The sequence below is a fragment of the Kaistella solincola genome, assembly GCF_000812875.1.
GTDB lineage: Bacteria > Bacteroidota > Bacteroidia > Flavobacteriales > Weeksellaceae > Kaistella > Kaistella solincola.
The window spans coordinates 333,551-358,073 of record NZ_JSYK01000003.1; the positions used below are offsets into that span (position 1 = coordinate 333,551).

At 40.2% G+C, this 24,523-nt stretch carries 16 protein-coding genes and 1 tRNA gene; 13 read left to right on the forward strand and 4 right to left on the reverse strand.

All coding sequences use genetic code 11. The features are described from left to right. Positions 1–2: 2 nt before the first annotated feature. The 11 genes from OA84_RS05600 to pgl all read left to right on the forward strand — a co-directional run bounded on the left by OA84_RS05600 (position 3) and on the right by pgl (position 15,697). Positions 3–1,553, forward strand: a complete 1,551-nt coding sequence (locus OA84_RS05600) for a DUF4270 family protein (protein ID WP_039343617.1) — start codon at positions 3–5, stop codon at positions 1,551–1,553. An 18-nt stretch (positions 1,554–1,571) separates the two neighbouring features. Continuing rightward, complete coding sequence (glmS, locus tag OA84_RS05605) at positions 1,572–3,425, forward strand: glutamine--fructose-6-phosphate transaminase (isomerizing) (protein ID WP_039343618.1); 1,854 nt, start codon at positions 1,572–1,574, stop codon at positions 3,423–3,425. Positions 3,426–3,531: 106 nt separating this feature from the next. Next, on the forward strand, positions 3,532–4,944 hold the full coding sequence (gene porK / locus OA84_RS05610) for a T9SS ring complex lipoprotein PorK/GldK (protein WP_039343619.1): 1,413 nt from the start codon (positions 3,532–3,534) through the stop codon (positions 4,942–4,944). Between the two features lie 42 nt (positions 4,945–4,986). Beyond that, positions 4,987–5,673: a type IX secretion system motor protein PorL/GldL gene (gene porL / locus OA84_RS05615; RefSeq protein WP_039343620.1), complete on the forward strand. Its 687-nt coding sequence runs from the start codon at positions 4,987–4,989 to the stop codon at positions 5,671–5,673. A gap of 51 nt (positions 5,674–5,724) precedes the next feature. Then, a complete protein-coding gene (gene porM, locus OA84_RS05620; protein ID WP_039343622.1) occupies positions 5,725–7,284 on the forward strand; it encodes a type IX secretion system motor protein PorM/GldM in 1,560 nt (519 codons plus the stop codon). A 215-nt stretch (positions 7,285–7,499) separates the two neighbouring features. After that, positions 7,500–8,378, forward strand: a complete 879-nt coding sequence (gene porN, locus OA84_RS05625; RefSeq protein WP_052252181.1) for a type IX secretion system ring subunit PorN/GldN — start codon at positions 7,500–7,502, stop codon at positions 8,376–8,378. A 94-nt stretch (positions 8,379–8,472) separates the two neighbouring features. Further along, on the forward strand, positions 8,473–9,525 hold the full coding sequence (locus OA84_RS05630; RefSeq protein ID WP_039343625.1) for an NAD(P)/FAD-dependent oxidoreductase: 1,053 nt from the start codon (positions 8,473–8,475) through the stop codon (positions 9,523–9,525). 199 nt (positions 9,526–9,724) lie between these two features. Beyond that, entirely contained in the window at positions 9,725–11,731 is a 2,007-nt protein-coding gene (gene tkt / locus OA84_RS05635) for a transketolase (protein WP_039343626.1), read from the forward strand. Between the two features lie 218 nt (positions 11,732–11,949). Continuing rightward, positions 11,950–13,386: an NADP-dependent phosphogluconate dehydrogenase gene (gndA, locus tag OA84_RS05640; protein ID WP_039343631.1), complete on the forward strand. Its 1,437-nt coding sequence runs from the start codon at positions 11,950–11,952 to the stop codon at positions 13,384–13,386. Positions 13,387–13,420: 34 nt separating this feature from the next. Then, entirely contained in the window at positions 13,421–14,944 is a 1,524-nt protein-coding gene (gene zwf / locus OA84_RS05645; protein ID WP_039343633.1) for a glucose-6-phosphate dehydrogenase, read from the forward strand. A 3-nt stretch (positions 14,945–14,947) separates the two neighbouring features. Then, positions 14,948–15,697 (forward strand): 6-phosphogluconolactonase, encoded by a 750-nt coding sequence (pgl, locus tag OA84_RS05650; protein ID WP_039343635.1) that lies wholly within the window; start codon positions 14,948–14,950, stop codon positions 15,695–15,697. A 72-nt stretch (positions 15,698–15,769) separates the two neighbouring features. Here the strand turns inward: pgl and OA84_RS05655 are convergent. Further along, positions 15,770–15,859 (reverse strand) — tRNA-Ser (locus OA84_RS05655). A 67-nt stretch (positions 15,860–15,926) separates the two neighbouring features. After that, entirely contained in the window at positions 15,927–16,946 is a 1,020-nt protein-coding gene (locus OA84_RS05660; RefSeq protein ID WP_039343637.1) for an asparaginase, read from the reverse strand. 262 nt (positions 16,947–17,208) lie between these two features. Here OA84_RS05660 and OA84_RS05665 point away from each other — a divergent pair, with 262 nt between their 5' ends. Continuing rightward, complete coding sequence (locus OA84_RS05665) at positions 17,209–17,868, forward strand: TrmH family RNA methyltransferase (protein ID WP_039343641.1); 660 nt, start codon at positions 17,209–17,211, stop codon at positions 17,866–17,868. Positions 17,869–17,970: 102 nt separating this feature from the next. Here the strand turns inward: OA84_RS05665 and OA84_RS05670 are convergent, their stop codons facing one another. Beyond that, complete coding sequence (locus OA84_RS05670; RefSeq protein ID WP_039343645.1) at positions 17,971–18,663, reverse strand: RsmE family RNA methyltransferase; 693 nt, start codon at positions 18,661–18,663, stop codon at positions 17,971–17,973. Then, a complete protein-coding gene (tsaD, locus tag OA84_RS05675) occupies positions 18,663–19,703 on the reverse strand; it encodes a tRNA (adenosine(37)-N6)-threonylcarbamoyltransferase complex transferase subunit TsaD (RefSeq protein WP_039343646.1) in 1,041 nt (346 codons plus the stop codon). The genes OA84_RS05670 and tsaD overlap by 1 nt, the downstream gene beginning before the upstream one ends. A 3-nt stretch (positions 19,704–19,706) precedes the next feature. Between tsaD and OA84_RS05680 the strand changes: the two genes are divergently transcribed. Beyond that, positions 19,707–24,497, forward strand: a complete 4,791-nt coding sequence (locus OA84_RS05680; protein ID WP_039343648.1) for a translocation/assembly module TamB domain-containing protein — start codon at positions 19,707–19,709, stop codon at positions 24,495–24,497. The last annotated feature ends 26 nt before the right edge of the window (positions 24,498–24,523 follow it).

Below are 24,523 nucleotides of genomic sequence, written 5' to 3' on the forward strand. Positions count from 1 at the left end.
TAATGATAGGAAATTTTCAACAGATATTCAGAGCTGCTGCTGTTTTAGCGCTCGGAAGTGTAATATTGTGGAGTTGTGAGCCGGATCCTGATCAATTGGGATCTCAGTTTTTTGAGAACGGTGCTGAAGCCGCACAAAAAAGCTATCCGCTAATTGCCTACACTGTTAATAATAATGATACCATCCGTACAGACGGTTCCCGTTTGCAAAGCGCAACTTTAGGAGCTTTTTATGAACCGCAGTTCGGACTTCAAAAATCATCTTTCGTAACCCAAATCCGTTTAAGCAGCACAAATCCCGATTTTGGTACAAACGCAGTTTTAGATTCTGCGGTTTTGGTTTTAAAGCCCACTTATGCTGCAGATTCTGTAACAACTACGACGCTTGAAGATTATGTTTTCCCGGACGGAGATGTTGCCGCTAAGAAAGTGGTGAATACTTATCCTGTGACTAAATATGGCAAAGCGACAAGACCGCTGAATATTAAAGTTGAAGAAATAACCGAATTTTTAGGTGCCAATGACCAGCAAATCCGATCGAACCGAAATGTCGCTACCGGCGAAGTTTTAGGTACGCAGGTCTTTGACGGTTCAATTTCTTCGGTAAAAGTGACCAAAGACGCCGATAATTCAGTATTATTCGAAAGAACGCCTTCGATTAGAGTTCCGTTGGATAATGCTTTTTTCCAAAATAAAATCATCAACAAATCGAAATCACCGGAACTTGCCGATGTTGCTTCATTTATCCGATATATTAAAGGAATAAAAGTATCTGTGACGGAAAATGACGGTTATATCTTTAATTTCGACCCGAATACGGTGGAAATTAACTTGTACTTCAAAAACGATAAAGTGGAAGGATCTACTACGACAAGACCACAATCTGTTTTTGTTCTAAATGCCGGCGCCGGAAATACACATTTTAACCAAATAACTACTGATCATACGGGAACGCCATCTGCGGCCGCTGTTGCAGTGAGCGATACCATTACCGGTGCTGCCAAAGTTTACGCGCAGGGTATGGGCGGACCTGGTATTGGCTTAAAAGTTCCGGAAGAAACAATTGCTTCGGTTAGAAACATGTATGAAAAAGATAAAATCGGAATTATTGCCGCTAAAATGAGGATTTTTACCGATTTGGAAACCTGGAACAATAATTATAAAAAACCGCTAAGTTTTGTGGTAAAACAAAAAGTAAACAAGGTAGACTTAAATACTTACCTTGTTGATCTCAGTGCTTTATACACCACAGGTATTTATAACCTGGTGAAAGCTTATGACCTGGAAAAAAATCCGGCGTATTATGACATCGGAATTACGCAAACCTTTAAAAATATCATTGAAAAAGGTGAGGCGACCGGTGCACATTTCATTCTAAACGTTGGTGCTTATTCGATTGATGCGGGTGGAAATCTACTGGGAACATTAAATGCAGCTCAGGGACCGCAGAACTTTACGACCAGAGGCTTCACGCCGAACCGTGCTGTATTTGTAGGTACTGATCCGGGAAATGAAAATAGCGCAAAATTGATATTAACGTACGGTAAAAAGTAAAAAAAAAATTATTAAGATATGTGTGGAATTGTAGGATATACTGGCTTTCAGGATGCATATGAAGTAGTCATTAACGGGCTGCGGAGATTAGAATATAGAGGATACGACAGCGCAGGAATTGTGCTTGACGGTGATAGTTCAACTTTTGATGTTGCTAAAACAAAAGGTAAGGTTGACGACTTAGTGGCGATTTCAAAAAATCTTTCTGGAAAAGCACACGTCGGCATGGGCCACACGCGCTGGGCGACACATGGTGTCCCGAGCGACAGTAACTCACATCCTCATTTATCCAATAATGGTAAAATTGCATTGGTTCATAACGGAATCATCGAAAATTATGATACCATTAAAACAATGCTTTCCGAAAAAGGTTTTTCATTTCAATCTGAAACTGATACCGAAGTATTGGTAAATCTTATCGAATACGTAATGGATGTCAATAAAGATTTTGATTTTCCAACAGCGGTGCGTTATGCTTTAAATGAAGTGTACGGCGCATATGCGATTACGGTAATGCACGACGATTTCCCGGGACTTTTGGTAGTGGCAAGACTGGGCTCACCATTAGCAATTGGTTTGGGAACCAATGAATATTTCATCGCATCAGATGCTTCACCTTTTGTTGAATTTACCAAAGAAGCTGTTTATCTGGAAGAAGGTCATATGGCAACAATTTCATTAGAAAGTGGTGTTGACATTAGAAATATTAAAGACAATGTGAAAATCACTGCCGAAGTTCAACAGCTAAAATTAAGTTTGGAGCAGATTGAAAAAGGAGGATATGAGCATTTCATGCTAAAAGAAATTTTCGAACAGCCAAAATCCATCCATGATACTTTAAGAGGTAGATTGTTGGTAGAAGAGGGAATTATTAAAATGGCCGGTATCTGGGATAATTTAGAAAGATTAAACCAAGCTCAAAAAATCACCATTATAGCGTGCGGAACTTCCTGGCATGCAGGTCTCATCGGTGAATATCTAATTGAAGAATTTGCAAGAATTCCGGTTGAGGTAGAGTATGCTTCCGAATTTAGATATAGAAATCCAATCATTAGCGAAAAAGATATTGTAATTGCCATTTCCCAGTCTGGTGAAACAGCTGATACAATGGCCGCTATTAAAATGGCGAAAGAAAAAGGAGCTTTTGTATATGGAATTTGTAACGTGGTAGATTCCTCAATTTCACGTGTAACTGATGCTGGTTCTTATACTCACGCTGGTCCTGAAATTGGTGTTGCATCCACAAAAGCTTTTACCGCACAATTAACGGTACTTTCATTAATCGCTTTAAAATTAGGTAAACACAACGGAAAACTGAGCAATCAGGAATTTATGCGTTTGATTACCGAGCTTGAAAGTCTTCCGAAAAAAGTTCAGGAAGTTTTGGAAAGCACAAATGAAAAGGTGAAAGAAATTGCAAAAAACTTTGTTGAAGCACAGAATTTCCTTTATTTAGGTAGAGGTTACAATTTTCCTGCAGCATTAGAGGGAGCTTTGAAATTAAAAGAGATTTCATACATCCACGCGGAAGGATATCCGGCTGCTGAAATGAAACACGGGCCTATCGCCTTGATTGATGAAAACATGCCAATAGTAATTATTGCTCCTAAGCAAGGGCATTATGATAAAATTGTGAGCAATGTTCAGGAAATTAAGGCAAGAAAAGGGCAGGTTATCGCGTTAGTGAACAAAGGTGATACACAGGTTAGCTCCGTTGCAGATTATGTGATTGAGTTTCCGGAAACCTCGGAATGTTTCTCGCCGATTATTGCCTCCATCCCACTACAGTTGCTTTCTTACTATATAGCAGTCTATCGCGGAGCAAATGTAGATCAGCCAAGAAACCTTGCAAAATCCGTTACTGTAGAGTAAAGTTGACCTGTTTATAAAATATTACCAACAATTTTGCGTTTTTCAAAAAAAGCCTAGTTGTTTTTTCTAAAAAATTATATATTTACCGCTTAATTTCAATTATAGAATGAAAAGAGTATTTCTAATATTACTAACAGCATCCGCTGTTATGTCTTGCTCCAGAGGAGGTGGTTCATCATCCGGGAAACCAGGATCTAAAGGTGAACTGATTGCGAAAAAAAGAGGAAAAACGTTTACAGCAGAACGTCCTTATGGAATGGTGGCAATTCCGGCTGGATCCTTCGTAATGGGACTGGCTGATCAAGATTTTACCAACACTCCGGAAAAGGCTCCGCTAAAAACCGTTACAGTTTCCTCCTTCTTTATGGATGAAAGCGAAATTACCAACGGTCAGTATAAAGTTTTTGTAGATTATGTGCGCGATTCAATCGCAAGAACACTTCTTGCTGAAGCAGCCGGCGACGGAAGCGGCGGTGGAAATGGAACATCTATCGCAGATTACGCATATTCATCAAAAAAAGCCGGTGAAAATAAAAATGCTTATCAAGAATTCATGGAGTCGCAAGGAGGTCGTGACGGATACGATGATTCTAAAAAACTAGATTGGGGCGTTCCATTAAAATGGAATACCAATGACTATCCTGATGCCCAATATGCTGAGATTTTAGAATCAATGTATATTCCACAAGCGGAAAGAATTAATAACGAAAGAATTATTGATACCCGTAAATTGCAGTATTCTTATCAATGGGAAGATATGGCACAAGCGGTAAAGGATAATTCCCGAGGAGCAAATTACCTGAAAAAAGAAAGTATTGCGGTATATCCAGATACTACAGTTTGGATCAATGACTTCAGCTATGCTTATAACGAGCCATTGTATGATGGTTATTTCTGGCACAAATCCTATAAAGATTATCCGGTTGTTGGCGTAACTTGGGATCAGGCGCGTGCTTTCTGTAACTTCCGTTCTAAACTGAAATCTGACTATAACGAATCTTTAAAAAGAAAAAAACAAAAACCAATGGCATTTAGACTTCCTACGGAAGCAGAATGGGAATATGCTGCCAGAGGTGGTAAAGAAAATGCGACTTATCCTTGGGGTGGCCCATACTTACAGGATGACAGAGGATGTTACCTTGCAAACTTCAAACCGAAACGCGGTAATTATTTAGAAGACGAAAAGAAAGGGTACACCTATACTGCGCCAGTAAAAACTTTCCCAAGAAATGGATACGGTTTATACGATATGGCAGGAAACGTGGCAGAATGGACGGAGTCACCTTACAATAACTCTACTTACCAGTTTGCATCTACTTTAAATCCATATTTATCAGGACAGGCAGCTAAAGAACCTAGAAAATCCGTTAGAGGTGGGTCATGGAAAGATGTTGGTTATTTATTAATGACCGGTTACAGAGATTATGAAAGAAAAGATTCGGCAAGAAGTTTCATCGGATTCCGTACTGTTCAGGATATTCCTGAAGGCTCTGTAAAATTCAAAAAAAGAACCAGATAAGAACAAGAAAACTAAATATTAAAAAAATAAACTCTACACCACATGTTTAAAACTAAAGAAGCAACGTACAATTTTATCTACTCAATTGGAGCAGCAATCGTAATTCTTGGAGCACTTTTCAAGATGACTCACTGGAGTATTGGGCCGCTTACAGGAAACGTAACCTTAGCAATCGGTTTGATTACTGAAGCTATAATCTTTACCATCTTTGCATTTGATGCACCAAAATCTGAAGAATCGTACGCATGGGAAAACGTTTATCCGGAGTTGTTAGACTCTCATGCTTCCCCTAATCCTAAACATTCCACTTTAGGAATTCAGGAAGCTGAAGTGAAAGAATTGGAAGTTTCTTTGTCTGAAAAATTAGACAAAATGTTAGCTGATGCTAAATTAGATGTTAGCTTATTTGACCGCTTGAGAACAGGTATCGATAAATTCTCCAGTTCTGTAGATCAAATTAACCAAACAGTTGACGTGACAGGTTCTACTCAAAAATATAATGACCAGTTAATGCTTGCTGCAAGTCACCTTGAAAGCATGAACGCACTTTATTCACTGCAGTTGGAGCACGGAAAAACGCAGGCTGAATACAGCAAAAAATATGTAGAAGATATGCAGCGATCTGCAGCTCATTCTGCTAAATTTAACGAAGAATTATCCGGATTAACTTCTAACCTTAATAATCTGAACAGAGTTTACGGCGGAATGCTAAGCGCGATGAAATCTTAATTTCCTTACCATAATTTGAAATTTATTACTATTAACAAAATTTACTAAAAAATGGCACAAGGAAAACAGACTCCTCGTCAGAAGATGATCAACTTGATGTACTTGGTTTTCATTGCAATGCTTGCAATGCAAATCGATCAAGAAATCATCAGATCATATAAAGACACCACTGGCTCTCTGGAAGAAACCAGAACGCTAACAGAAAATAACAACTCAATTTTTAAGCAAACTTTAGAAGCTAAAGCTAAAAATACACCTGACACCTTCCAGGCTCCGTTAGAAAGATACAGGGGCTTAGAAGAAAAAGCGGATGACTTGGTTCAATCTATTGAAGGTTTGAAAGCGAGATTAAGCAAGGACGCAGAATACAATCCAGCTTTGGAAATTCAGGAAAGTTTTGCATCATTGAATAACACAGAACCTTCAACCAGCCTTTTCTTCCAAAATGGAGATGAAAATATCGCCTCAAAAGAAGCGATTGCTTTAAAGCAAAAAATTGAAGCTTTTAAGAAATATATTACTGATAATTTCGGCTCAAATAATTTGATGAAGGAAATGGTTGCTCGTACCAACAAGCAAATGGTTTCTGAATTTGACAAGCCTCGTAACGGGAAAAACTGGTTGCAATACAAATTTTATAACCAACCTTTGATCGCTGCTTTATCAAACTTAGAAGTTATTCAGTCTTCCGCTCGTGGAATTCAGGGTGATGCGCTTTCTATCATGTTACAGGAAAAAATTGATGCTGATATTAAATTTGATGCCTATACAGCAATTGTTTCTGCACCAACTATTGTTATTCAGGGTGAACCGGCTCAAGGTAGAGTTGCTATCGGAAACTATTCCAGCAACGTTCCGGGACTTGCTATGCCTGGTTTAACTGTTCAAAACGGACAGGGTGTTAGAAATCTTGACACAGGATCTTTAGGTGATAAAAATTTCAGTGGAACCATTTCCTTTAAAGATGTAAACGGTAAAGTAATCCCGCTCACTTATAACCATACTTATAAAGTAATCGCAGGTGCGCAGGAACTTAAAGCACAGAAAGGCGCAATCGTAACTGCAGACAAAATGAATGTTCTTTATAGGGGTTTACCAAATCCAATTTCAGGATCGATTTTAGGTGCTGATATGTCTGGAATCTCATTATCTGCTGCGGGAGCTTCGGTTAGTGGAGGTGGCGGAAAATGGACCGTAACTCCAGGTGGAGGAAGTACAGTTACTTTGACAATCTCCGGTCGTGATCCAAAAGGTGGCGTGATTTCTCAGGCTTTCCCTTTCAGAATTAAAAATGTACCACCACCAGTTGGTGAAATCCAGGGTAAATCTGTCGTTTCAATGCCAGCCTCTTCGATTCCAAATCAACGTGTCACAGCTGACATGCCGGATTTCGATTTCCCTGTTAGCTTTACTGTAAACAGCTTTATGTTTAAAGTTCCAGGAAAAGCGGCAATGCTCGTGAATGGAAACTCTATGAGCTCTGTCGCAAGTTTGACAAAAAATCTTAGAAATGGAGATATTGCATATGTCTTTAATATTAAAGCTACAGCAACTGGACTTGGTGACCAGGCTTTAAAACAAATACCACCGGTTGTAATAAATGTACAGTAATTTCGTTACAGATATTATAGCTGTTAAATTTTAAATATTTTAAAATGAAAAAAATTATATTCGTAGTAGTTGCATTCAGTTTCGTCACTGTCAGCGCACAAACTACGAAAAATACGAAAACTACAACACAAACGGAAACTAAAGCAGAGCCTGTTGAGCCTGCGGCAGGTGCGGAAGTGCAGGATTCTATTAATTTGGAAGAAGTACCGTCGTCGATGTCAATTCTCAATGCAAAATCCCCGGAAGCCTTTAGAAAATATCGTGATTTAAATATGATCAAAAAAGGTGATTCTGTAGTTTCAAATTTGAAAGAACCACTTAAATATGGCTTTATCGAAGATAAAGACATCTTAAAAAGTATGGTGGTTTGGGAAATCATTGATATGAACGATAAAATTAATCAGCCTTTCTACCACAATGGTGATGGTTTGATTTCTAATAACCGCTCATTATATCAGCTTTTGTTTGATGCAATCAACGATGGCCGTATCACAGAGGTTTATGATGACGAGCTTTTTATGACGCGTTTGGCACCGGATGCCATCCAATCCCGTATCAAAAATGCGGTAATGAGTGATGCCGGTATCGACCGCTTAAATGAAGCTGGTGCATTAACTGAAGAAGAACAAAAAGAGTATACCAACGTTTACGAAACTAAAACTGAAAATGTTAAGGTATTGAAAATCAAAGGAATGTGGTATATTGACCGTCGCGACAGCCAGATGAAATATCGTCTTTTAGGTATCGCAGCGATGGGTCAGGATCCGGCTACAATGGGACAATACGGACCAGACGGCCAGCCACTAGCTTCAAAAGATGAGCTTATCGATCTTTTCTGGGTGTATTATCCGGATGCTCGTGAAGTTTTGGCAAACGCTGTGGTTTTCAACAATAAAAACCTGGCTTCTGACATTACTTTTGATGATTTATTGAATGCCAGACGTTTTTCTACCGTAATCTACAAATCAGATAACGGTTTAGGAAACGGTGTTATTAAGGATTATATTCCTAATGATGCTGATGCTCAGCTGGAAGAAAGCGAAAGAATCAAAGCGCAAATCCTGCAAATGGAAAGCGATATGTGGAATTATTAATATTTCCGCTTATATTATTAAAAAACCTGAGTAATTTTGCTCAGGTTTTTTCGTGTAAATTCCTAACTTGAAGAATGGTTTTTTTTAATAAATTATGCAGAAAGAGGTAGATTATATTATTGTAGGCGACGGTTACGCGGCGCTGTTTTTCGCGCACCAGCTCATGAAACATCAGAAAGCATTTGTCTTGTTTTCGGATTCAGAAAAAAGTGCTTCGCAGATTTCAGCCGGAATTATTAATCCGGTTGTTTTAAAGAAATTCACCACATTTTGGCTGGCAGCTGAACAGATTGAATTTCTATCAAAAACTTTAAATGAAATTCAAAATTTTACCGGCAAAAACTACCAAATTTCTGAAAATATCCACCGAATTTTCCACGATGAAAAAGAAAAAGAGCTCTGGCTTTCCAAATCCGAAACCGAAGAATTAGCTCCTTTTTTAGCCAAAGATTTTGAAAATCTAGATACTATTTTAAATCCTTTCGGAACCGGCGCGGTGAAAAATTCTGCACGCTTAAATGTTGAAGATTTCTTCACTGACTTCAATAGCTATTTCAAAAAAAATGGTCATTTAAAGGCGGAAAAATTTGATTATGCTGAACTCCACGGTTTAACATATAAAGAAATTACCGCCAAAAACATCGTTTTTTGTGAAGGTATGGGCGTATCTAAAAATCCGTTTTTTAAAGACATTCCGGTAATTCCAAATAAAGGTCATCATTTAAAGGTCAAGCTTTCCGTTAAGCCAAAAAACGAATATACAATTAAGAAAAAACACTTCCTTTTTCCGCTAAATAATGGTCTGCATTACTACGGCGGAACATACGATCCGCTTGAGCGCGAAAAAGAAATTGATGATTTTGCCACGCAGCAACTTATCGATGGATTGTCAGAATTTTATCCGCATTCATTTGAAGTGGTGGAAATAAATTACGGTTTCCGTCCAACGGTGAAAGACCGCCGTCCAATACTTGGCAGTCACGCGGAATTCCCCAATTATTTCATTTTTAATGGTTTGGGCGCGCGCGGAATTCTTAACGGTTGTTTTTTCGCTGACGAACTTTTCCAGCACATCGAAAATGGCAAAGAACTGATGAAAGAAGTGGATGTAAAACGTTTTGAGAACAAAAAATTCATCCGTCTTTAAAACAGAAAAATTTCCGCTTAAAACACCATTTTTTTTACGAATAATAAATTTCAATCGCAAAATCTGGTCATTGGCTGAATGTTTGTTTCATTTCTTCATCTTGTAAGATTTTTTCGCCATCGGTGAAATTTCTAAAAAAAAGCCCGTTTTTCCTTGCTTTTTTTCTTACAAAATTTAATTCTGAAGAAAAATCAATGAAATGGAGACCCCGAATTTAATTCAAAAAAGCATTGATACCGTTAGAGTTTTAGCTGCTGATGCGGTACAGAAAGCAAACTCCGGACATCCCGGAACTCCAATGGCCTTGGCTCCCCTCGGCCATATTTTGTGGTCGGAAGTCATGCGCTACAATCCAAAAAATCCACATTGGGCCAATCGGGACCGCTTTGTACTTTCCGCCGGCCACGCTTGCATGCTGCAATATGCTTTTTTACATTTGACAGGTTACGAAATTACCTTGGATGACATTAAAAATTTTCGGCAACTTCACAGTATTACGCCCGGCCACCCCGAATACGGACTTACACCAGGAATTGAAGTTACCACCGGACCGCTCGGACAAGGTTTTGCGAACGGCGTCGGAATGGCGATTGCGCAGCGATATATGGCGGCACGCTATAACCAGCCGGATTTCGATATTTTCGATTATAAAATCTACGCCATCTGCAGCGACGGTGATATTATGGAAGGTATAACAGCAGAAGCTGCTTCGCTTGCGGGCAATCTTGGTCTGGGAAACATGATTTATTTCTATGATAACAACAACATCACGATTGAAGGCGATACCGATTTAGCTTTTGATGAAGATGTTTCGAAAAGATTTGAAGCTTACGGCTGGCATGTTCAGAATGTGGACGATATTAAAGATTTGGACGCGCTTTTAGAAGCTGTTGAAAACGCAAAAAACGAAAGAAACCGTCCGTCGTTAATTAACGTCAGAAGTGTTATTGGCTACGGAAGTCCTAATAAACACAATACCGCCGCGGCTCATGGTTCGCCTTTAGGTGAGGACGAAGTACGTTTGGTGAAAGAAAATTTCGGTTTTGACCCCGATAAAAGTTTTGTAATTCCACCCGAAGTGGCAGAATTTTACCGTAAAGCAGGTGAAAAATCCGCACAACACGAAGAGAACTGGAACAAACTGTATCAAAATTATAAGAAACGTCATCCCGAATTAGCCAAAGAATACGAAGATATTACCGCTGGAAAATTACCGGCTGATTGGCACAAAAATCTTCCGGTTTTTGAAGCGGGCGAAGAAATGGCGACCAGAAAAGCTTCAGGAAAAACCTTAAATGCTATTGCGCAGTATTTACCGCAGCTCATCGGTGGTTCCGCAGATTTAGCGCCGTCGACAGACACCAATCTCAACGATTTTAAATCTTTTTCAGCAAAAAATCCGGACGGTCGTAATTTCCATTTTGGTATTCGCGAACATGCGATGGGAGCTGTTTTAAACGGAATGGCACTCAGCAAATATTTAATTCCGTACGGCGCTACATTTCTGATTTTTTCCGACTATATGCGGCCGCCGCTCCGTTTAGCCTCGATTATGAATATCCGCCCGATTATGGTTTTCACGCACGACAGCATTGGTCTGGGCGAAGATGGCACCACGCATCAACCGATCGAACAGTTCATTGGTCTGCGAACTGTTCCGGGAATGACTGTCATCCGTCCGGCCGACGCGAATGAAACCGCACAGGCTTGGCGCGTCGCCATCGAGCATACCGACGGACCGGTTTGTATCGTGCTAACGCGCCAGGGAATTCCGGTAATCGATCAGCAAAAATATACCAGCGCGAACGAGCTCGAAAAAGGTGCCTATATTCTTTCGGATTGTGAAGGTGAACCAGAAATCATTTTAATAGCTTCAGGTTCCGAAGTGCATTTGATCTTAGAAGCGCAGGAAAATTTAAAAAATGAAAATATCCGTACACGTATTGTCAGCATGCCGAGCTGGAATTTGTTCGATAAACAACCCGCAGAATACCGAGAAAAAGTCTTCCCGAAAAATATCAGAAAACGACTTGCCGTAGAAGCCGGTTCACCTGTTGGCTGGATGAAATATACGACTGATGATGGCGATGTTATCGGAATTGAAAAGTTTGGTGAATCAGCACCGGCGGAAGAACTCTTCGCTGAATACGGTTTCACGGTGGAAAACGTGGTTAAAAAAGCACGGGATCTCCTGCAAAAAAATTAGCAGCTATTTGGGCATTTTTTCTCGAAATAGCTTTTAATCAAATAAAATTCGACACTTTTAAAATAGAAAAATAAGCTGCTTTTAGGGGAAATTTTTCGATTTTAAATTTATTATTATTCAGAATTCACGATAAAGACAAAACCCAAAAAAAAGGCCGTTTTAAGGCGGAATTTTTTAGAAGGAAAACTTTAGCAATTCAATTTAATTCTTTAAAAATTATGACACACGAAAATACTTCTCAAAGCGCCTTCGGAATGATTGGTCTCGGTACCATGGGCTCAAATCTTTTACAAAATATCGCTGATCACGGTTATTCCTGTTCGGGTTACGATATCAATAAAGAGCAAGTTCAGGAGCTGAATGATTTAAAATCTGATAACATTAAAGGTTATACCGATCTAAATGAATTTGCCGAAAGTTTGAAAAGTCCGAAAATAGTGATGATGTTGGTGCCAGCAGGTGAAATCGTAGATAATGTGATTAAAGATTTACTCGGCGTTTTATCACCCGGCGACATTATTATTGATGGTGGAAATTCGCATTATACAGATACGGAAAAAAGGTACAAAGAGCTCGAAGAAAAAGGCTATCATTTTGTGGGAATGGGCGTTTCCGGCGGTGAAGAAGGTGCCCGACGCGGTCCGAGTATGATGCCCGGCGGCGATAAGGAAGCGTACAAATATCTGCAACCAATTTTAGAAAAAATTGCGGCGCAGGTAAATGGCGAACCAACCGTCGCCTTTATGGGTAAAGGTTCTGCAGGACATTTTGTAAAAATGGTGCACAACGGAATTGAATACGCCATAATGCAGCTAATTTCGGAAACCTACGCAATTATGAAAGACGGGCTGGAAATGCATAACGACGAGATTTATAAAGTTTATAAAAGCTGGAATGAAGGCCGACTAAAATCTTATCTAGTTGAAATTACTGCCGATATATTTTCTTACCGAAACGAAGGCGAAGAAAATATTTTGCTGGACAGCATCCGCGATCAGGCAAAAGCAAAAGGTACGGGAAAATGGACGTCGCAGGCCGCAATGGACTTGCATCTTCCAACTCCAATAATCGATGTTTCGGTGTCCACGCGCGACCTTTCAAGCAAAAAAGATTTGCGTGTTGAAGCCTCGAAAATTTATCCCGACCAAACTGCCAGCGCTTACGGAAAAAGCCCGGAAGAATACGCCACAAAGCTTGAAAATGCTTTTTATTTCGCCATGGTTTCTGCGTATGCGCAGGGAATGCATTTGATGTATGCCGCAAATGAAGAATTTGATTATGACCTGAATCTAGATGTAATTGCGAAGATTTGGCGCGGTGGCTGCATCATCCGTTCCGAGTTTTTAGAGGATATTTATTCGGCTTACAATAAAAATCCCGAGCTGAAACATTTGCTGCTGGATAAGCAAATTGCACAAAGTATTTCGATGAATATTACCGCAGCGCGAAATGTGGTCTCCGACGCGGTTTTAAATGGAATTGCTACTCCGGCTTTTTCGGCGGCCCTCAGCTATTTTGATAATTTCCGTTCCGAAACCATGCCGACCAATTTAATTCAGGCGCAACGCGACTTTTTCGGTTCCCACACTTACGAACTTAAAGCTAAAGAAGGCGTTTTCCATACCAAATGGATTATGGAAAATATCAAGGAATAACCGGTAAAAACTGTAAATCTTTTAAAATTTAAAAATGCTGAATACCTCCAATAAAACCACGGAACCCACCATCTTTATAATTTTTGGTGGGACCGGCGACCTTACGAAACGCAAAATTATGCCCGCGCTTTACAACCTTTTTTTAGCGAACTGGCTGCCCGAAAATTTCGCCATTATCGGTTCTTCATCATCGAAAATGACTGCTGAAAAATATCAGCAGGAATTATTGGAGGCTGTAAATGAATTTTCGCGAAGTGGAAAAACCAAAAAAGAAGATTGGGCAAAATTTGCGTCGCACATCGGTTTTCAGGATGCTGATCTTACCAACGCCGGTGCTTTCAAACCGTTTGGAAAAATTATTGAGCAATTCAAAAGAGAGTGGAACCAAACTCCGTCGCTCATTTATTACTGTGCGGTCGCGCCCCATTTTTTCTGCACAATTGCAGAAAATATCAGCAAAGCAAAACTGGAAAATAACCCTGAAACAACCCGAATAATTATCGAAAAACCTTTCGGTACCGATTTGGAATCCGCGAAGGAACTCAACCGAAAATTACTGAACATTTTTGAGGAGAAGCAAATTTACCGCATCGATCATTATCTGGGAAAAGAAGTGGTGCAGAATATTATGGCGTTTCGTTTCGCAAACTCTATTATGGAGCCACTTTGGAACCGCAATCATGTGGAGCATGTTCAGATTTCGGTGACGGAGCAAATCGGCATCGGAACACGTGGTAAATATTTCGAAGGCGCCGGAATTTTACGTGATATGATTCAAAACCACTTGTTGCAGCTTTTATGTATCATCGCCATGGAACCGCCGACCAGTTTTAAAGCAAATGAAGTGCGCGACCGAAAAGTTGACGTTTTGAAAGCCATGCGGAAAATAGAAAGCGGAAAAATAGAAAGTATGGCGGTGCGTGGACAGTACAGTTCGGGTTGGGTGGAAGGTGAAGAAGTTTTAGGTTATCGCGAGGAAGAAAACGTAGACCCTAATTCCAATACCGAAACCTATGCGGCGCTGAAACTTCACATCGATAACTGGCGCTGGCAAGGCGTTCCGTTTTACCTCAGAACCGGCAAAAGGTTATTTAAGTCGGCTTCGGTTATTACCATTCAGTTTAAAGAAATTCCGCACAATATCTTCGTTTCCGCAGACTCCGGTGTGCCGAAGCAAAACCGTTTGGTCATCAGCATTCAACCCGATATGGCGATTCGTTTTCAGCTTCAAAGCAAAGTGCCCGGACTTGAAATGAATTTAAATACCGTTGATGTTGTTTTTGATTATGCAGACAACAAAAAGTCTGATTCTCCTGAAGCTTACGAAACGCTTTTGCTGGATGCAATTGTTGGTGATCAGACTTTATTTATGCGCGCTGATCAGGTGGAAGCTGCGTGGGAATTAATCATGCCGATCCTAAACTATTGGGAGAAAAACAACGCGCAAAACTTTCCGAATTATTCCGCAGATTCCTGGGGGCCGGAAAATGCCGAAGCGCTTATCGCAAAAGACGGCTATCATTGGTTTAGTTTACCAGACAGCAATAAAAAGAAGTAAAAAATGAATATTAAAAAATTTAAAAATGTCGAGGAATTGAATATTTCTTTAGCAGAAAAAATTTGCGAAGTCGCGGAATTTGCCATTAAAAACCGTGGCGAATTTACCTTTGTGCTTTCCGGCGGAGATTCTCCAAAAAAACTGTACCAGCTGTTGGCTTCCGAATCTTACAAAGATCGGATTGACTGGAGCAAAACCTATTTTTTCTTCGGTGATGAACGTTTTGTGCCCGAAGGTGATGCGCAGCGAAATTCGCTAATGATAAAAAATTTGCTCTTCGAACCGTTAAAAATTCCCGATACACAGATTTGTAATCTCGACACTTCCGGCACTCCGGAAGAAGCCGCTGAAAAATATAATGAAGCAATTGCTGCACATTTTGAAAATAAAACGGTTGAATTTGATTTTAATCTTTTAGGTTTAGGTTCAAATTCTCACACCGCATCACTATTTCCGCACACCGACGTTTTAGCTGAAATTGAAGCTGCCGTAAAATCTGTTTTTGTGGAAGAAGTTGGCATGCATCGAATCACTATGACGGCGCCGCTGATCAGTCAATCCCGAAATATTGCGTTTATCGTTTTCGGCTCAGACAAAGCCGATGCTGTATATCATGTTTTGGAAGACAAAAACGCTTCCGCAGAATTGTATCCGGCGAGGCTAATTTCTACCGACGAAAATAAAACAGTATGGTATTTAGATGAAGCCGCCGCGGCGAAACTTTCGAAAAATAAGAAAAATTCGGGGTTTTAAAGCGGAATTTTTGGAAATATATAAAACAAAAAAAAAGGAACGTAAAAGTTCCTTTTTTTTTATTTTCTTAGATGGTAGAGAGGATGGGATTCGAACCCACGATACAGTTACCCGTATACTACCTTTCCAGGGTAGCTCCTTCAACCACTCGGACACCTCTCTGATTGAAGACTGCAAAAATAGCGTATTTAATTGAATTCCAAAACCGAAATCCTTAATTTTTCAAACTTTAATTTGCCGTTACCTCACCACACAGGTTTTTTGCAAAATTCTGCGCAAATGTGCCGGAATATTTCGGATTGTCCAGCAGGTGCATTGCTTTGGTAATAGCGCTTTCCGCCGTAATATCGTTTCCGCTGATCGCACCGATTTCCGCGAAAATATTGGAGTTCGAATATTTTCCAAAACTTATTCCGCCCGAAACGCACTGCGAAATAACCACGATCTCAGTTCCGTTTTTGCGTAAATTCTGCAGAATTTCCTTTGTTTTTTCAGTATTGAAAATCGTCCCGGATCCAAAAACCTGTAGCACCAAAACTTTTACGTTCGGGATTTCCACAAAATGATTCAGGTGCATTCCGGGAAAAATCCGCCAGAACAAAACGTTCTGCGAAGTATGCGCATCCACCGAAAATTCAGCATCCGAAGGCGCGCGCCACAAATATTCCTTTTCAACATTAAGGTGCACACCCGAAATTCCCAACTGCGAGTAATTCGGTGACTGAAAAGCATCGAAATGTTCGGCAGAATATTTCAAAGTTCGGTTTCCGCGTAGCAGTTTGTACTCAAAATACACCGCAACTTCCTGTATTACAGCTTCGTCGTTTTCATACAGACTCGCATAATACAAACTCGTCAGCAAATTTTCTTTAGCATCCGTACGCAAATCACCAATTGGCAGTTGCGAGCCGGTAAAAATCACGGGTTTTCGAAGATTTTTCAGCATAAAACTCAGCGCCGATGCACTGTACGCCATCGTATCTGTACCGTGCAGAATTAAAAAACCGTCGTAATTCTCATAATTTTTCCCGATGTAATTGGCAATAATTTTCCATTCCTTCGGGCCCATGTCCGAGGAATCCAGCGGTTTGCGAAACGGGTAAACCGAAACTTCGCATTCCAGCATATTCATTTCCGGAAGTTTCTCGAAAATATTTCCAAAATCAAACGCCTGCAAACTGCCCGTCGCGTAATTTTTTTCCATGCCGATGGTTCCGCCGGTATAAATCAGCAGTACTTTTCTTTTCATATTTTCAAAAATACATTATTTGCCGCAATTTGGCTAATTTTTTAGATCTACATAAACGTTCTAGAACAGCAGTTTTTTTATTTCTTTATGGCGCCTTTTTCCGTCTTCCGTTCCCGCTTCCGCCGCGGCGGAGAGCTCCACTCAAGCCGGGGCGCAGATTCACCGCGTAAACGCTGTACGCAATAAGCAAAAGGCTTTTAGCATACAGCCTGCCGCTTACGGCCTAAAGCTAAACCATATAAAATTCCTACTTTTGCTCACTATGAAAAACCAGGAAATCTTCCAGTATTTGCAGCAGTTTCTTACCGAAGAACGGCTTCAGAAAATCAATCAGTTTGCGCCGGAAAGTTCCGATTTTGTCTTGCCGGTGATGGAAGATATTTTTCAGTTCCGCAATGCGGCCGCTATTGTTCGTTCTGTAGAAGCCTGCGGATTTCATAAAATTGTGGCTATGGAAAGCGAAAACGTTTTCAACCCAAATTTGCGCGTCACCAAAGGCGCTGAAACCTGGGTTGAGGTTGAAAAACTTCCGCATAGTTTAGAATCCATCTCAGAAATAAAAAAGCGCGGTTACAAAATTGTGGCGGTTTCACCCGAAAAAAATGCCACGCTTTTGCCCGATTTTTCAATTTCAGAACCGGTCGCTTTGGTTTTCGGCACCGAAAAGGAAGGCGTTACAGCGGAAATTCTGGATTTCGCCGACGAAACTTTAGCAATCCCGATGTATGGTTTTACGCGCAGTTTCAATGTTTCCGTGGCGGCATCGATTTGCATGTATGAACTCAAGCAAAAGTTGTTGAAATCGGGTATCGATTATAAACTTTCGAAAGAAAAAATGTGGCGGATGAAAGTTCGTTGGGCAGTAAATTCGCTCCAAAGCGGCGAACAGATTTTAGCAAAATACCTAAGAGAAAACCCGTAAAAATTCCCGGCTAAACCGGCATATTTTTTAGTTTTAAAAAAAAAAGAAAAATTTGCCATTTTAACAGCAAATTTTTCAAATTCTCAAATTCTCAAATTTAGCCTAGCTCATCTTCCCATAATTCCACGCTGCTACAAAAATTCCGGCGGTTTCGGTTCTCAGTCTTTGCTTTCCCAACGAAACAGCTTTCACACCTTTTTTAGCTAATTGTGCAATTTCGTTGTCGGAAAAATCACCTTCAGGACCGATCAGAAAAATTACCTGCTTTTGAGGCGAAATTTTCTGTAATTCTACACGCTCTAAATTTTCATTGCAATGCGCCACAAAAGTTTTTTCCGCGTCAATTTCCTTAATAAAATCCGAGAATTTGGTCAAATCATTTATCACCGGAAAATGAAACCTCAAACTTTGCTTCGAAGCAGAAATGCTTTGTTTTCGTAGCTTTTCGATGTTCAGATTTTTACGCTCGGTTTTTTCAGTCTGCAAAATGGTAATTTCAGAAATTCCCATTTCGGTTGCTTTTTCTACGAAAAATTCAATGCGGTCGATATTTTTTGTAGGCGCTATTGCAATGTGTAATTTTGGCGAGAATTCGGGCAAATTTTGCTGGATTTCCAGAACGTCAAGCAAAACCTTTTTTCCTTCTAAAACCAGATTTCCTTTCGCCAGATTTCCTTTTCCGTCGGTGACAAAAATTTCTTCGCCGGCGCGCATGCGCAAAACTTTCAGGATGTGCGTTTGTTCCTCTTCATTAATTTTAACCTCAGGAAAAATTTCACCAAAAAAAAGCTTCATTAAAAATTCTTTTTAAAATTTTCTTCAATATCGTATCTCGCCGTGGCGGAAACCGAAAGATCAGCAAATTCACCACGATCGTATTTCAGTTTCGCCACCATGGCAATCATCGCGGCATTATCGGTGGTGTATTCAAATTTCGGGATGTAAATATTCCAGCCCAGTTTTTCAGCATTTTTCAGCATCGCCTCTCGCAAACCGGAGTTTGCGGAAACTCCGCCTGCAATCGCAACTTCTTTAATTCCGAAATCTGCTGCAGCTTTTTCAAGCTTTTGCATCAGAATTTCAACGATCGATCTTTGCACTGAAGCACATAAATTTTCTAAATTTTCGGTGATAAAAACGGGATTTTTTTTGATTTCTTTCTGAATGAAATACAGCACCGAGGTTTTGATTCCGCTGAAGGAATAATTATAAGCGTCGAGTTTTGGTTTATTAAAATTAAAGCTGTTTGCGTCGCCTTTTTTTGCTAATTTATCGATAATTGGTCCGGCCGGATAATCAAGACCAAAAATTTTCCCAATTTTGTCGAAAGCTTCGCCGGCAGCGTCATCAATGGTTTTCCCGATGATTTCCATATCGAAATAATTTTTCACCAAAACGATCATGGTGTGACCACCGGAAACCGTTAAACATAAAAATGGAAACGCGGGTGGTTTAGGATTTGCATCGTCAATAAAATGTGCTAAAATGTGCGCCTGTAAGTGGTTAACTTCAATCAGCGGGACGTTGAGTCCCATCGCCAGAGATTTAGCAAAAGAAGTTCCCACGAGCAGCGAACCCAGAAGTCCGGGACCGCGTGTAAAGCCTACGGCGGAAATTTCATTTTGTTGTATATTTGCTTTGATGAACGCTTGATTTACCACCGGAATAATGTTCTGCTGATGTGCGCGCGAAGCCAGTTCCGGAACTACGCCACCGTATTCCATATGGATTTTCTGGTTGGCAGCAATATTGGAGAGGATTTTATTACCTTTGAGAACAGCTGCAGAGGTATCGTCGCAAGAAGATTCTATACCTAAAATTATTGAGTCACTCATACAATGGCAAATTTAGAGAATAATAACGATAACGAAGATAAAAAATCGGTCGCGGAAAACCTTGGTGACTCGGTGCAGAAAGGGGTGGAAAATGTGCAGAACACGGTAAAAGAAACCGTGAAAGGCGCAGCCAACCTGGCATCTGACGCCATTAACAAACCGGGAGAAACTGCGGGAGAATTTGTGCATCAGGCCGCGAAAGATGTTACGAGCTACACGTGGTGGGCGAAACTTTTGCTGATTCTTTTCTGGACTGCGCTTTTTCTGGTTGCTTCTTTCATTGTTATCGTAAGTTTACCGGCAACAAAAAACTGGGCAGCTCAGAAAGTGATCGAGAAACTGAACAGAGACATGAAATCGCAGATGTCTTTTGAAAGTGTAGATGTAAATTATTTCGGCGATATCCATATTCACAACGTTGCTATCAAAGATTATAAAGGTTTTAAATTTCTGAAAGCTGAAGAACTGTATGCGGATTCCGACTGGTTTAAAATTCTGAGCAATTCCAGAAACTTGCAGTTTCAGTCTCTTTCGCTGAAGAAAATGGATTTGAAGGTTATTACCTATAAAAACGATAGTATTTCGAATTTTATCCGTTTTGTAGATTTATTTAACACGCCTTCGCCAACAACTTCTAAAGAGCCTTTTCAGCTAAAATCCAGGATTTTTGTTTCTGACTCCAAAATATCTATTTTTTCTGAAAATCATGAAAACACCGAAGAAGGGCAGTGGTTAAAAGCTGAAAATGTAAACCTGGTTATTCCGGAACTTCGGGTAAACGGTTCTAATGTTTTTGCGCAAGTTAACAGTCTGAGATTCACTGCGGAGCGCTATGGTAAAAAGCATTTTGTAGATACTTTTTCAGCAGATTTTTCGCTTACCGATGACTTTCTTTCACTGAAAGATATGACCTTCAATACGGATCATTCGCTGTTGCAGGGCGATTTAAAATTAAGCCTTAATAATGGCACTTTTTCCGATTTTTCCGATAAAGTCCGCTGGGATATGACTTTGATGCAAGGCAGCCAGCTCAGCGGTTACGACATCAGCTATTTTGTAACCGATTGGGACAATTATAAACCTATTAATGTTTCGGGGAATATGACCGGCCCGCTGAATAAATTTTATCTGGATAATTTTTTGGTGAGAAATCCATCGGTGAACATCAAAACCAAAACGATGAAAGTTACCAATATTTTAAAAGACAACTTTCAAATCGAAACCAATACACTTTCTACGGATTTCACTTACAAAGATTTAAAAGCCATGATGCCGACTTTTATTTCTTCGAAAATGAAAAACTTTGCTGATGATTTCGGACGCTTGAAATTCGACGGCGCCGCGCGGGTAAATCCAAAACAGGTTTATGTTCCGAACGGGCGCTTGATTACGGGAATTGGTCAGGCGAAAATCAACAATTTTTATCTGGATGATTACAGTACCGATTTACCAAAATACCGGGGTTACGCTGAAGTAAACGACCTCAACACTTCGGTGATTACCAAAAGCAAACAGGTTGGTTTGATCAGTGGAAAATTCAATGTTCAGGGGCAAAGTTTTGATGTTAACACGATGAAACTCCGCACGAGATCGCAAATTTCTAAGATTGAAATTATGGATAAATTCGTGCACAATGTTTATCTCGAAGGCGTGCTGGATCACCGGAAATATAACGGAATTATCAATGTGAATGACGCGCAGGCAAAAGCGCAGGCAAAAGGTTTGATTGATTTCAGCACTTCAAAACTTTATGCTGATATCAATGCAAATGTTGATTATTTAAACCTGAATTTTTTCACCGGTGCGAAGGGAACACAAGCCGTGAGTGGAAAAGTGGATGGTACACTTTCAATGACCAACATTAACGACCTTACTTTGGACGCTGAACTTGCAAATGTAAATTTTGCCACAAACAGCCAGAAATTTCACATTCCTAATGCCACTGTTAAAGCCTTTTTTGAAAATGGAAACCGCATTGTTTCAGTAGATGCACCTGGCGCTGTAAACGGCAGAATTGCAGGCAAATTTAATTTGGGTGATTTGGCCGGAATGGTTCAAAACGGTTTAGGTAAAATTTTGGTTGGTCCGGCACCGAGAAAAATTTATCGCGGGCAGCACTTTACAATGGATTTCGATGTGGAGCAAAATCTGGTAAATTATTTTATGCCGGATCTTCGGATTCCAAAAGGTGCTAGTGTAAACGGTTCTTTTGATGGAAATTCGAACAATTTGGTTTTGAATGTTGACGCGTCGCAGCTGAAGTATCTGATGACCAAAAAAGAAGATATTACGGCGGCAGACCAGGCTTTGGCGAAAGCAAATCCTGACTATAAGATTACTGAAAGAGATAAAACGACCCGTGACAGTGCAATAATTGACGAATTGATGATCAGAATTAACACAGCAAATCTGGACGAGCAGATTTATGCAAAAATCAACCGGATTGAATACAACCAGAATATTCTGAAGGACATCACGTTAAGCGGACGCAACGAAAATAACCGTGTTCTGCACATCGCAGCGAATTTTAAACACGGCACGCCGGAAGAAGAAATAAAACAAGAGCTGAAAGATTACGCCATCAACATCAACCAAACCACTGACGGCGCCGGCGATTATGTTTTCCGTTTTGAACCTACAACTGTTACTTTCAACAATGTTGCCTGGAATATCGATACCGATCCGGCGTTAAATCATTCTATTACTTATAGAAAGAAAACCGGCGATTTCCTCATTCAGAATCTTCGTATTTATTCCGATACAAGTGAGCTGTTTTTAGAGAAATCTATATTCAAATCTGCTAAAGATTTTTCTGCTGAAGGCGAAGTCCGCAATCTGGACATTGCAAAAGTGATGGCGCTCATTCAAAACGAAAATACGCTCGATTTGAAAGGCGTTGCCAACGGAACTTTCAATATAAAAATGGATAAAAACAATCTGGAGCCGTTAATAAACATGGATATCAATGATATTTTCATGAACGGAAAAGCCATGGGCAAAATCCAGATTGAAACAAAAAACAGCGCAATTCCGAATGTTTTTGATGTTGACGTAAGAGTGCAGTCCGCTACTGGAAGTCTGATTGGTGCGAATGATCTGCATCTTACCGGAACCATTAATAATAATACCGCTTCACCAACGTTGGATTTGGTTGCAAAAATGAACGATTTTGATGTGGCTTTCGCACAACAGTTTGTGACCGGAATTTTCTCAAATCTACGCGGAAAAGCTTTTGGTGATTTAAAAATTAGTGGAAGTTTGAGCGACATTGATTATAGCGGTGATATCGCACTGAAAAAATTCGGGCTAAAACTGGATTTTACCGGTGTAGATTATTCGCTGGATGACACCGTGATTTCACTTTCCAAAGGTTTGGCGATTTTAAATGACATTGGTATTAGCGACGGCAGAAGCAATTCTAAAGGTTCGATTTCTGGGGCGATTCAGTTTGAAACGCTGTCTTCAATGGGTGTCAACTTAGTTTTACGTGCAGACAATCTCATGCTTTTGAACACCACGCAAAAAGATTACGATTTATTCTGGGGTCGCGTTTACGGAACGGGAACGCTCTACGTCGACGGACCAGTCTCTGCTTTAAATATTTCAACACCGGAAATGCGCGCGCTTAATAATTCGGTGTTTACATTTAATTCAAATTCTACCTCGAATGTTGAAGAGTTTAAAATGCTGCGCTTTCTAAAACGCGACGACAACGGTGAAATTTCGGTAGAGAAAAAGAAAAAAACAAGCGCCAATATGAATGTTGATTTCAGTTTGGCGGTTGATAAAGGAACCACGGTAAACGTTTTGGTTGGCGACGATATCGGTGACATCAGCGTTCGCGGAAATTCTGAAAGGTTACGTTTTGTTATGAGCCGAACCGGCGCGATTTCGATGAACGGAAATTATTTCGTGGACAGCGGAACTTTCGTTTCCAAAGCGATTCTGAACAGAACTTTCCACATTACAAAAGGAAGTTCAATCCGGTGGGATGGTGATCCAATAGCGCCACAACTTGACATTGATGCAACGTATCTGCGAACCGTTACAAACGCCGGTCAGTATCTGAATATGGGAAGTCTGCAGCCTATTGATGTTTTGCTTTCTACCAAAATTACACAAACCTTAAACAATCCGAAAATTGTGCTTGGCGTTTCCGCGCAGGATGTTTCTTCAAATTTAAAAGAGACACTTGCGGAAAAAATGAGCAATGAGGACGAAAAAATTATTCAGTTCGGCTCTGTTTTGGTGATGAACAGCTTTAACGTTGGCAATTCCGCATTTGATATTAACTTAGGAAATACGTTGGAAACTTCGGGCTATAATATGCTTTTCAAGCAGCTCGGTTCAGTTTTAAATACCATCAGTAACGAATTTCAGGTGGACCTAAACTATCTGAAAGGGGACGCAGGTTCCAACACCGGCGACCGCGCGAATGCAAGTGTAAGTTTTGCACTTTCACCGCGCGTTACGGTAAAAACAGGTTTAGGAATACCAATTTCGAAATCCGAAAATACCGGTTCAGATTATCTCTCCGGAGAAGGCATCATCGAGTATGACTGGTCTAAGAAAAACGACGGTTCACGTCTGCTGCGTGCTTATTCCAAACCTACTAACATCGGTCTGAACGGCACGGCTGCAGCAAATGCCGGTGCTAATCAAAGCTATGGTGTGGGTGTGGTTTACAGCAAAAGCTTCAACACTATCTTTAAAAGAAAGAAAAAAGAGAAAACTCCACAGTCTGGAAAATCCGGTGCCAAAACAGAATCCGTTAAAATCGATACAATTAAATAAAGATATTACGGGGTATAATCAATTTT

Excerpts from the sequence above, each read along its gene's own strand:
- OA84_RS05665 (WP_039343641.1), top strand. The coding sequence starts at position 17,209 with ATGAAAAACCAGGAAATCTTCCAGTATTTGCAGCAGTTTCTTACCGAA.
- tsaD (WP_039343646.1), bottom strand. The coding sequence starts at position 19,703 with ATGAGTGACTCAATAATTTTAGGTATAGAATCTTCTTGCGACGATACC.
- glmS (WP_039343618.1), top strand. The coding sequence starts at position 1,572 with ATGTGTGGAATTGTAGGATATACTGGCTTTCAGGATGCATATGAAGTA.
- OA84_RS05680 (WP_039343648.1), top strand. The coding sequence starts at position 19,707 with ATGGCAAATTTAGAGAATAATAACGATAACGAAGATAAAAAATCGGTC.
- OA84_RS05670 (WP_039343645.1), bottom strand. The coding sequence starts at position 18,663 with ATGAAGCTTTTTTTTGGTGAAATTTTTCCTGAGGTTAAAATTAATGAA.
- gndA (WP_039343631.1), top strand. The coding sequence starts at position 11,950 with ATGACACACGAAAATACTTCTCAAAGCGCCTTCGGAATGATTGGTCTC.
- porM (WP_039343622.1), top strand. The coding sequence starts at position 5,725 with ATGGCACAAGGAAAACAGACTCCTCGTCAGAAGATGATCAACTTGATG.
- porL (WP_039343620.1), top strand. The coding sequence starts at position 4,987 with ATGTTTAAAACTAAAGAAGCAACGTACAATTTTATCTACTCAATTGGA.
- tkt (WP_039343626.1), top strand. The coding sequence starts at position 9,725 with ATGGAGACCCCGAATTTAATTCAAAAAAGCATTGATACCGTTAGAGTT.
- porK (WP_039343619.1), top strand. The coding sequence starts at position 3,532 with ATGAAAAGAGTATTTCTAATATTACTAACAGCATCCGCTGTTATGTCT.
- pgl (WP_039343635.1), top strand. The coding sequence starts at position 14,948 with ATGAATATTAAAAAATTTAAAAATGTCGAGGAATTGAATATTTCTTTA.
- zwf (WP_039343633.1), top strand. The coding sequence starts at position 13,421 with ATGCTGAATACCTCCAATAAAACCACGGAACCCACCATCTTTATAATT.
- porN (WP_052252181.1), top strand. The coding sequence starts at position 7,500 with ATGTCAATTCTCAATGCAAAATCCCCGGAAGCCTTTAGAAAATATCGT.
- OA84_RS05600 (WP_039343617.1), top strand. The coding sequence starts at position 3 with ATGATAGGAAATTTTCAACAGATATTCAGAGCTGCTGCTGTTTTAGCG.
- OA84_RS05630 (WP_039343625.1), top strand. The coding sequence starts at position 8,473 with ATGCAGAAAGAGGTAGATTATATTATTGTAGGCGACGGTTACGCGGCG.
- OA84_RS05660 (WP_039343637.1), bottom strand. The coding sequence starts at position 16,946 with ATGAAAAGAAAAGTACTGCTGATTTATACCGGCGGAACCATCGGCATG.